Below are 8,953 nucleotides of genomic sequence, written 5' to 3'. Positions count from 1 at the left end.
CGCGGCGACGAGCGCGAGGGCGGTGAGCGCGGTGCCCGCGGCGACGGGCCACGCACGGCGTCCCGCGCGGGCCGGCGGCGCCGCGGATCGGACCGGCGAGGACGGGGGAAGGAGCATGGTGGTTCCCTTCGTTCACCGGCTCGAGGCCGGACGGGGGTGGATTCCCGTCAGGCTAAGGAGACCTGTGGATCTCCCGTGGGCCTGGTGCACAGCACCGCGCCGCCCGCGTCGGGCGCGCCCGCCGGCTCGCCTGCCCCGGACGCACGAGAGGCCCCGCATCCGAGGGATGCGGGGCCTCTCACCGGCGGGCCGGCGGGCGTCGGATCAGGCCAGGCGCGCCTGCAGGTTGTCCGCGAGCGACGCGAGGAACTCCTCGGTCGTCTGGTACGGCTGGTCGGGCCCGACGAGGAGCGCGAGGTCCTTCGTCATCTTGCCGCTCTCGACCGTCGTGATGACGACGTCCTCGAGGGTGTCCGCGAAGGTCCTCAGCGCGTCGTTGCCGTCGAGCTTCGCGCGGTGCGCGAGGCCCCGCGTCCAGGCGTAGATCGACGCGATGGGGTTCGTCGACGTGGGCTTGCCCTGCTGGTGCTGGCGGTAGTGGCGCGTGACGGTGCCGTGCGCGGCCTCCGCCTCGACGACCTTGCCGTCGGGCGTGGTCAGCACGCTCGTCATGAGGCCGAGCGAGCCGAAGCCCTGCGCGACGGTGTCGGACTGCACGTCGCCGTCGTAGTTCTTGCAGGCCCAGACGTAGCCGCCCTCCCACTTGAGGGACGCGGCGACCATGTCGTCGATCAGGCGGTGCTCGTAGGTGAGGCCGGCCGCGGCGAACCGGTCCTGGTACTCCGCCTCGAACACCTCCTGGAACAGGTCCTTGAAGCGGCCGTCGTAGGCCTTGAGGATCGTGTTCTTGGTGGAGAGGTACACCGGGTAGTTCCGGGCGAGCCCGTAGGACAGCGAGGCGCGCGCGAAGTCGCGGATCGAGTCGTCGAGGTTGTACATGCCCATCGCGACGCCGGATCCGGGGCTCTGGAACACCTCGAACTGCTGCGGCTCGGAGCCGTCCTTCGGCGTGAAGGTCATCGTGAGGGTGCCCTCGCCCTCGAAGCGGAAGTCGGTGGCGCGGTACTGGTCGCCGAAGGCGTGGCGGCCGACGATGATCGGCTTGTTCCAGCCGGGGACGAGGCGCGGGATGTTGCTGATGATGATGGGCTCGCGGAAGATCGTGCCGCCGAGGATGTTGCGGATCGTGCCGTTCGGCGAGCGCCACATCCTCTTCAGGCCGAACTCCTCGACGCGCGCCTCGTCGGGCGTGATCGTCGCGCACTTGACGCCGACGCCGTGCTTCTTGATGGCGTTGGCCGCGTCGATCGTGATCTGGTCGTCGGTCTCGTCGCGCTTCTCGATGCCCAGGTCGTAGTACTCGAGGTCGATGTCGAGGTACGGGTGGATGAGCGTGTCCTTGATGGACTGCCAGATGATGCGCGTCATCTCGTCGCCGTCGAGCTCGACGACGGTCCCCTCTACCTTGATCTTCTCCACGAAGTCCTCCTCATGCTCGTCGGTGCCCTCCGTGGGCGCGTCTCCGTCGGCGCGCCCCGGGTCCGGCTCGTCGCCGGTGGATCCGTCGGCCAGCCTACCCGGCGGGCCCTGTCTCTCGACATCGAGACATCCCGCGGGATGCGCGCGCGGAGCCGCCGGTGCCGCGGATGCATCCGCCGTCACCCGCGCGCATCCCGCCGCTCCGGCGCCTGGTCCGCGGGACGCCCGCCCGATACCCTGTGGCCATGAGCGACATGACACTCGAAGAGCTGAGCGCCCGCACGATCGTGGCGGCGAACACGCTGACGCTCAAGCCGGGGCAGGAGGCGTACGTCGCCCCCGTGTCGCACTCCATCGCCGAGGCCTACGTGAACCCGACCACCGCCTGGCCGCGGGTGGTCATGGAGGACGGCGAGGTCGTCGGCTTCATCATGGGCAACTTCGACCCCGAGGCGCACGAGGAGATCTTCCGCAGCTGCATCTGGCGGATCAACGTCGACGCGGACGCGCAGGGGCACGGCGTCGGCCGCTTCGCCGTGCTCGCCCTGGCCGACGAGGCGCGCGCGCGCGGCTTCGACCGCCTCACGGTGGTGTGGGAGCCGGGCGAGGACGGTCCGGAGGAGTTCTTCACGCACGTCGGCTTCGAGGTCATCGGCGAGACCCAGTACGGCGAGTCCATCGGCGCCCTGGCGCTCTAGCGCGTGGCCGTCTTCGCCACCCCGGGGGAGTTCACCGACCGCGTGCTCGAGGTCGTGGCGGAGATCCCGCCCGGTCGGGTCATGACGTACGGCGACGTCGCCGCCGTCTTCGGCCGCCGCGGCGCCCGGGCGGTCGGCATGGTGCTGCGCTACCACGGCGCCGGGCTCCCCTGGTGGCGGGTCCTCCGCGCCGGCGGGCATCCCCCGACGGGCCTCGCCGACGAGGCCCGCTCCCGCTACGAGGCCGAGGGCACGCCCCTCCTCGTCGCCCCGACGGACGAGGGCTACCGCGTCGACCTCGCGGCGGCCCGCTGGTTCCCGTGAGCGGCTGATCCCCTGCGGCCCGCGGCGGCCTCCCCCGGGCGGCCGACCCCGGGTCATGCCCGGGGACCACGACCGGGGCCTCCCGGCCGACGCGGTGGAGCCGGTCGGTCCGCTGGACTGGGACCATGCCCCGACGCCGGTCCGTCCGCCCCCTCACCGCCTCCGCCCTCGCCGCCACCCTCGCGCTCGCCCTCGGCGGCTGCGGGGCCGCCCGCACCGTCGGCGGCATGACCACGCCGGCGGACGCCCGCGTCTACGCGGCGGCGGAGGACGCCGAGGGGCGGCTCCCCGCCTGGATCCCGGCGGACGCCACCGACATCCGCATCAAGACGTCGCTGCGCGGCGAGGGCGCCATCCTCGAGTTCCGCTCCGCGACGCCCGCCGACCGGCTCGGATGCGAGGCCGCGACGCCGGACGCACCCGCGCCCGGCGTGCAGGACACCTGGTGGCCGGATCCGACGCCCGCGGCGACCATGACGTGCGGCGACGGCTGGCACGCCGCCCCCGACGGCGAGGTCGTGCACGCCTGGCTGCCGACGGGATCCCCCGCGCTCGACCTCTGATCCCGGCTGGCGCTGGCGCCGGCGCTAGACCAGCGACTCCCGCCAGGCCGCGTGCAGCTGCGAGAACCGGCCGGTGCCCTCGATGAGCGCGTCCGGCGTCCCGTCCTCGACGATGCGGCCCTGCTCCATCACGAGCACGCGGTCGGCGATCGCGACCGTGGAGAGCCGGTGCGCGATGATGATGGCCGTCCGGTCCGCGAGCAGGGTCGTGAGGCCCTGCTGCACGAGGCGCTCGCTCGGGATGTCGAGCGAGCTGGTCGCCTCGTCGAGGATCAGCACCGCCGGATCCGCGAGGAACGCGCGCGCGAACGAGATCAGCTGCCGCTGCCCAGCGGAGACGCGGCCGCCGCGCTTGTTCACGTCGGTGTCGTACCCGTCCGGGAGCGACTCGATGAAGGTGTGGGCGCCCACGGCCTCCGCCGCCTCCTGGATCTCCCGACGCGTCGCCTCGGGCTTGCCGATGGCGATGTTGTCGGCCACCGACCCCGAGAAGAGGTACGCCTCCTGCGTCACCATGACGATGGCGCGGCGGAGGTCCTTCGGGTGGAGGTCCCGCAGGTCGATCCCGTCGAGCGCGACGCGTCCGTCGGACGGGTCGTAGAACCGCGAGATGAGCTTGGCGAGCGTCGTCTTGCCCGCGCCCGTCGATCCGACGAGGGCGATGGTCTGCCCCGCCGGCATGTCGAGGTCGAAGCGGGGCAGGATCGTCTTGCCCTTCCCGTAGCCGAACTCCACGCCCTCGAACGCGACGTGGCCCGTGGACTCCCACAGGTCCACCGGCCGCACCGGGTCCGGCACGCTCGGCTCCTCCTCGAGCACGCCCGAGATCTTCTCGAGCGCGGCCGACGCCGACTGGTAGCTGTTGTAGAACATGGCCATGTCCTGCGCCGGCCCGAAGAACTGCCGCGTGTAGAGCACGACCGCCAGGAGCGCGCCGATGCCGAGCTGGCCGTCGGCGACGCGGAGGCCGCCGACGAGCAGCACGACCGCCACGGTGACGTTGCCGATGAGGATGAGCCCGGGATCGAACACGCCGAAGACCTGGATCACGCGCATGTTGGTGTCGCGGTACCCCTCGACGTGCTCCGAGAACTCGGCGGCGTTGCGCTTCTCCTTGCGGAAGGCCTTCACCGCCCGGATCCCTGTCATCGTCTCGACGAAGTGCACGATCAGGCGCGCGGACTTCACGCGCGTCTGGCGGAACAGCGCCTGCGACTTCACGGCGAACCAGAGGCTCAGGAGGAACAGCGGCACGAGGGCGGCGAGCAGCACGAGGCCCGAGACCCAGTCGAACGAGAACAGCGCGACGGCGGTGAAGGCCATGTAGAGCGCCCCCTGCACGAGCTGGTTGATCCCGCCGTTGAGGAGCTCGCGGATCGAGTCGAGGTCGCTCGTCTGGCGCGAGATGATGCGGCCGGACGTGTACGTCTCGTGGAACTCCAGGCTCAGCTTCTGCGTGTGCAGGAACATGCGCTTGCGGAGGTCGAGGAGGATCTCCTGCGCGATCCGCGCCGACATGACCTGGTACTTGGCCACCAGGACGGCGCCCGTCACCGCGACGAGGACGTACGCGCCGATCACGAGCGCGAGCTGCGTGAAGTCCCCCGTGTCGAGGAGCGCGGGCAGCGCCCGGTCGAGGCCGATGCCGATGAGGGCGGGGCCCGCGACGTTGGCCGCCGTGGCGACGAGGATCGTGACGGCCGTGAGGATCAGCGACTGCTTGACCGGCTGGATGGTGCTGACGAGCAGCCGCGTCGAGCGCTTGCGGATCTGCTTGCTCTCGCTGCGGGAGAAGTCGTCCCTCTCCTCGCCGGTGACTCCGGTGACGCTCATGCTGAGGCCTCCTCGCGCACGGTGTTCCCTTCCACGTCGAGGCTCGAGATGACGAACCGGTAGTGCTCGCTCGTGGCGAGCAGGTCGGAGTGCCGGCCGACCGCGGTGATGCGGCCGTCCTGCATGAGGGCCACCCGGTCCGCGAGCATCACGGTCGAGGGGCGGTGCGCCACGATCAGCGCGGTGGTCGACGCGAGCACGCGACGCAGCGCCGCCTCGACGAGCGCCTCCGTGTCCACGTCGAGCGCGGACAGCGGGTCGTCGAGCACGAGCACGTCGGGCGCCGCGGCGACCGCGCGCGCCAGGGCGAGGCGCTGCCGCTGCCCGCCGGAGAGGCTGAGCCCCTCCTCGCCCACGGTCGTGTCGACGCCCTCCGGCAGATCCCGGACGAACCCGGCCTGCGCGATGTCGAGCGCCTCCTGCAGCACGCGCTCGGCCTCCGGCCCGCCGGCCGCGAGGTCCGGGCGCCCGAGGAGCACGTTGTCGCGGACGCTCGAGGAGAACAGCGTCGCGTCCTCGAAGGCCATCGCGATGCGGCTGCGCAGCTCCTCGAGGCCGAGGTCGCGGATGTCCACGCCGTCCAGCTCGATGCTGCCGCCGGTGACGTCGTACAGCCTCGTGGTCAGCGCGGTGAGCGTGGACTTGCCGCAGCCGGTGACGCCGACGAGCGCCATGGTCTCGCCGGGCTGCAGGTCGAGGTCGATGCCGTCGATGAGGTCGGGCTGGCCCGCGGCGGCGTCCTGGTAGCGGAAGTGCGCGCCCCGGAACACGAGGTGGCCGCGGGGCTCGGCGATGCGCACGGGCGTCGCCGGATCGGTGATGGTGTCCTCCTCGTCCATCACCTCGAAGTACCGGTCGATGGCGGTGCGCGCGTCGAACGTCATGGACAGCAGGAAGCCCACCGACTCGATCGGCCAGCGCAGCACGGCGGCGGTCGCGAAGAACGCGACGAGCTCGCCCACGGAGATCTCCCCGCCGGAGGCGAGGAGCACGCCGCCGAGCAGCGCCAGCGCGAAGGTGAGGTCGGGGATGAGGAGGAGCCACAGCCAGATCCCGGCGATGGCCTGGGCCTTCTTGATCTCCGTGCCCCGCAGCTCCTCCGCCTGCTCGGCGAAGGCGTCGTGCATGTGCTTGCCGCGCCCGAAGGCCTTCAGCACCCGGATGCCGTGCACCGACTGCTCGACGCTCGTGGCGAGGTCGCCGGACTGGTCCTGGCTGAGCCGGGCCACCGAGGAGTACTTCTGCTCGAACAGGTAGCCGTACACCCACAGCGGGATGGAGCAGAGGAGGAAGCCGATGCCGAGGCGCCAGTCGATGGAGACGAGGAAGCCGATGCCCACGAGGATCGTGAGGATGTTGACGACGAACAGCACCAGGCCGAACGCCATCCACCGTCGGATGAGGTTCAGGTCGCTCACCATGCGGGACAGGAGCTGCCCGCTCTGCCACCTGTCGTGGAACGCGACCGGCAGCTGCTGCAGCTTCCGGTAGAAGGCGTTCCGCATGTCGGCCTCCATGAGGGTGCCCGGCTTCAGCACGAACCAGCGACGGAGCGCGATCATCGCGGCCTCGAGGATCCCGAGCCCGAGGATGAGGAGCACGGCCGGCACCACGGCGGCCGAGTCGCCGTCGCCGAGCGGCCCGTCGACCAGGCCGCGGAGGATCTGCGGGATGACGAGCGACAGGAGCGAGCCGACGAGCGCGACCACCATGCCGGCGATGATGCTCGGCATGGCGGGACGCGCGAACGGCAGCAGCCGCATCAGGACCGGGATGGTGCCGGGCCGGGGGCCGTGGCGGTCGGCCGACGACGCGTCAGGCGATTCGGGCGGTGAGGTGGACACGAGGGATTCCTTTTCGTAGTCGGCCGATGCGCGGCCGGAGGTGCTCTGCGGCCACGGGCGGAGGGCACCCGTGGCGGGGCCCTGGCGCGGCGGCCGGACGGATGACGAGGTCCCGCGATCTCTCGCGGGAGGACGGTAGGTGCGGGGCCGGCGGTCAGCCGTCGGCGTCCCGCGCAGCGGAGCACGACGACGTGCCCCGACGCGGGATCGCCCGGCCGGTGCCGGATCCCCGGTGCTGGACGTGCGGGCCGAGGGGCCCGGTGTCCCGTGGCGCCGGGTGGTGGGAGCCGCGGGAGCTAGCGGCGCGGGACGCCGGACGGGATCGTGGGGTGCGCGGTCACGGCACCGATCCGGTTCGAGGTCGTGCGTGCGTGCGTCATCGATGTCGTGGTCATGACACCCTCCCTGGCTGCGTATGCGATTCACGTGTGGGCCGCACCGATGGACCACGTGAATGGCCGCGCGAGGCAGCCTTCCAGGATATGGACGGGAGACGCCAACAAGCAAGGGCCCGGCTCGCATCCGTGGATGCGGGCCGGACCCTCGAGCTCACGTCCGCCGGTATCAGCCGATGCGCACCGACAGGCAGGTGACGCAGCCCTCGAGCTTCTCGAACTCGCTGATGTCCACCGTCACCACCTCGTAGCCGAGGCCGCGCAGCAGCTCCGCCGTCCGCGGCGCCGCGGCGGAGAGCAGCAGGGTGTCGTCGTCGAGGGCCACGACGGCGGTCCCCTCGGCCTCGGGGACGGCCAGGAATGACGGGAAGAGGCGCGGCTCGTCGACGAGAGCCTCGTGCCCGATGACCGTGCCGTCCGGCAGGGCCGTGACCTGCGACTTGAGGTGCAGGGTCCGCCGGACGGGCACGGCCACCACGGCGTAGCCGAGTGGGCGCGCGATCTCGCGGAGGCGGCGAATCCCGGCGGAGTTCGTGCGGCTGCTGGCCCCCACGTAGAGGGTGCGACCGACCTCGAGCACGTCCCCGCCGTCGATCGTCGCGGGGAGGTCGATGGATGCCACCGTGAGGCCCATGTCCTCGACCGCGCGCTCGACGCCGGTCCGCTCGCCTCGACGGGAGTCCGAGCCGGACGTCAGCAGGACGGCCGTGCCGCCGAGGACGAGCACGGCGTCCTCGACGAAGACCGAGTCGGGGTGCTCGTCCGCGGGCGGCACCTCGCGCGTCGACCAGCCGTGCTCCTCGAGCGCCAGGACGTAGCCCTCCCACTGCTGATCGGCCAGCTCCGCGTCCACGGGCCGACGGTCGAGGTGTGTCAGCTCTCCTTCGGCGAGGCGGGACGACGGGATGCGCACCAGCGCGATCCGCTCGAGCACCGGGTCACCCGTGCTGCCGACGAGCCGGATCCACAGCCGACGGCCCAGGAGGATCGACGCCAGGGAGACGCCGATGACGAACATCAGGTTGAGCCCCAGGAGGGTCTCCAGCAGCGGCACCACGATGTCGCCGGTGATGGTCGCCCCCTGGCCGAGCGCCCCGACGAGGCTGCCGACGAGAGCGCCGACGACCGCAGCGGCGACGGATCCGACGATGGTGGTCCACAGCCTGCGGTAGAGGCCGGTACCGGCGAGGGCCGCGAGGAGGACGAACGCGACGAGGGTGTGGACCGTCCAGTAGTCGAGGAGGGTGACCAGGATGGCGGCTCCGGGCTGATTGGCGCTGAACAGCGCGAGCACGCTGAAGAGCAGCCCCAGGATGGCGGAGACCCCGGCTGCGACGAGCGCCGCGGACAGGGCACGACCGAGCGGCGTCGCGGTGGCGGAGGACGACGGGGCACCTCGGCCCGACGCCCGCGACCCTCGGGCCGCGTCGGCGTCCGGCCGCACAGGAGATCCCTGGGGATCGCCTCCGGCTGCCGGCGGGGTCTGAGCTGCGTCTCGGGCGTTCTCGTGGGGATCGGTCACGAGCGACGAGGATATCGGCCGCTCTTATGGGCGCGATGTGAGGGCGCTGGCAGCGTCGGCCAGCCGGGCGACGGGGCAGGCTGCCGGTGTCCACGGATCCTCCGGGGCGGCCAGATCCCCCGTCCTGCGGCGCCAGCTGGTGGTCGCCTGGTCCAGGCGACCAACGTGGCTGGTGACGCAGAAAGAGCTGTTAACGCAGGAAGGCCCGTCGCAACATGTGCGACGGGCCTTCCCG

Annotated in this window: 7 protein-coding genes; 3 read left to right on the top strand and 4 right to left on the bottom strand. The window is 71.9% G+C overall.

All coding sequences use genetic code 11. The features are described from left to right. Positions 1-324 precede the first annotated feature (324 nt). Positions 325-1,539 carry an NADP-dependent isocitrate dehydrogenase gene (locus Q6969_RS10150; protein ID WP_317230333.1) on the bottom strand — a complete coding sequence of 405 codons (1,215 nt, stop codon included), beginning with the start codon at positions 1,537-1,539 and terminating at the stop codon, positions 325-327. A 245-nt stretch (positions 1,540-1,784) separates the two neighbouring features. Between Q6969_RS10150 and Q6969_RS10145 the strand changes: the two genes are divergently transcribed. The 3 genes from Q6969_RS10145 to Q6969_RS10135 all read left to right on the top strand — a co-directional run bounded on the left by Q6969_RS10145 (position 1,785) and on the right by Q6969_RS10135 (position 3,124). After that, positions 1,785-2,237, top strand: coding sequence for a GNAT family N-acetyltransferase (locus tag Q6969_RS10145; protein ID WP_317230332.1), 453 nt, complete (start codon positions 1,785-1,787; stop codon positions 2,235-2,237). Between the two features lie 3 nt (positions 2,238-2,240). Beyond that, positions 2,241-2,561, top strand: a complete 321-nt coding sequence (locus Q6969_RS10140) for an MGMT family protein (protein WP_317230331.1) — start codon at positions 2,241-2,243, stop codon at positions 2,559-2,561. Positions 2,562-2,686: 125 nt separating this feature from the next. Beyond that, entirely contained in the window at positions 2,687-3,124 is a 438-nt protein-coding gene (locus Q6969_RS10135; RefSeq protein ID WP_317230330.1) for a hypothetical protein, read from the top strand. A gap of 24 nt (positions 3,125-3,148) precedes the next feature. On the opposite strand, the gene Q6969_RS10130 is transcribed toward Q6969_RS10135, so the two are convergent. From Q6969_RS10130 to ddaH, 3 genes are all read right to left on the bottom strand, one after another. After that, entirely contained in the window at positions 3,149-4,957 is a 1,809-nt protein-coding gene (locus Q6969_RS10130; protein ID WP_317230329.1) for an ABC transporter ATP-binding protein, read from the bottom strand. Continuing rightward, positions 4,954-6,720, bottom strand: coding sequence for an ABC transporter ATP-binding protein (locus tag Q6969_RS10125; RefSeq protein WP_317230334.1), 1,767 nt, complete (start codon positions 6,718-6,720; stop codon positions 4,954-4,956). Before Q6969_RS10125 ends, Q6969_RS10130 begins: the two co-directional genes overlap by 4 nt. 645 nt (positions 6,721-7,365) lie before the next feature. Continuing rightward, positions 7,366-8,640 (bottom strand): dimethylargininase, encoded by a 1,275-nt coding sequence (ddaH, locus tag Q6969_RS10120; RefSeq protein WP_317230328.1) that lies wholly within the window; start codon positions 8,638-8,640, stop codon positions 7,366-7,368. Between the last annotated feature and the right edge of the window lie 313 nt (positions 8,641-8,953).

This window comes from Clavibacter sp. MX14-G9D (genome assembly GCF_032917815.1).
GTDB lineage: Bacteria > Actinomycetota > Actinomycetes > Actinomycetales > Microbacteriaceae > Clavibacter > Clavibacter michiganensis_K.
Note: the sequence above shows the minus strand (reverse complement) of the source record. Positions and strands in the feature narration are given on the sequence as shown.

Excerpts from the sequence above, each read along its gene's own strand:
- Q6969_RS10135 (WP_317230330.1), top strand. The coding sequence starts at position 2,687 with ATGCCCCGACGCCGGTCCGTCCGCCCCCTCACCGCCTCCGCCCTCGCC.
- Q6969_RS10130 (WP_317230329.1), bottom strand. The coding sequence starts at position 4,957 with ATGAGCGTCACCGGAGTCACCGGCGAGGAGAGGGACGACTTCTCCCGC.
- Q6969_RS10145 (WP_317230332.1), top strand. The coding sequence starts at position 1,785 with ATGAGCGACATGACACTCGAAGAGCTGAGCGCCCGCACGATCGTGGCG.
- Q6969_RS10125 (WP_317230334.1), bottom strand. The coding sequence starts at position 6,720 with ATGCGGCTGCTGCCGTTCGCGCGTCCCGCCATGCCGAGCATCATCGCC.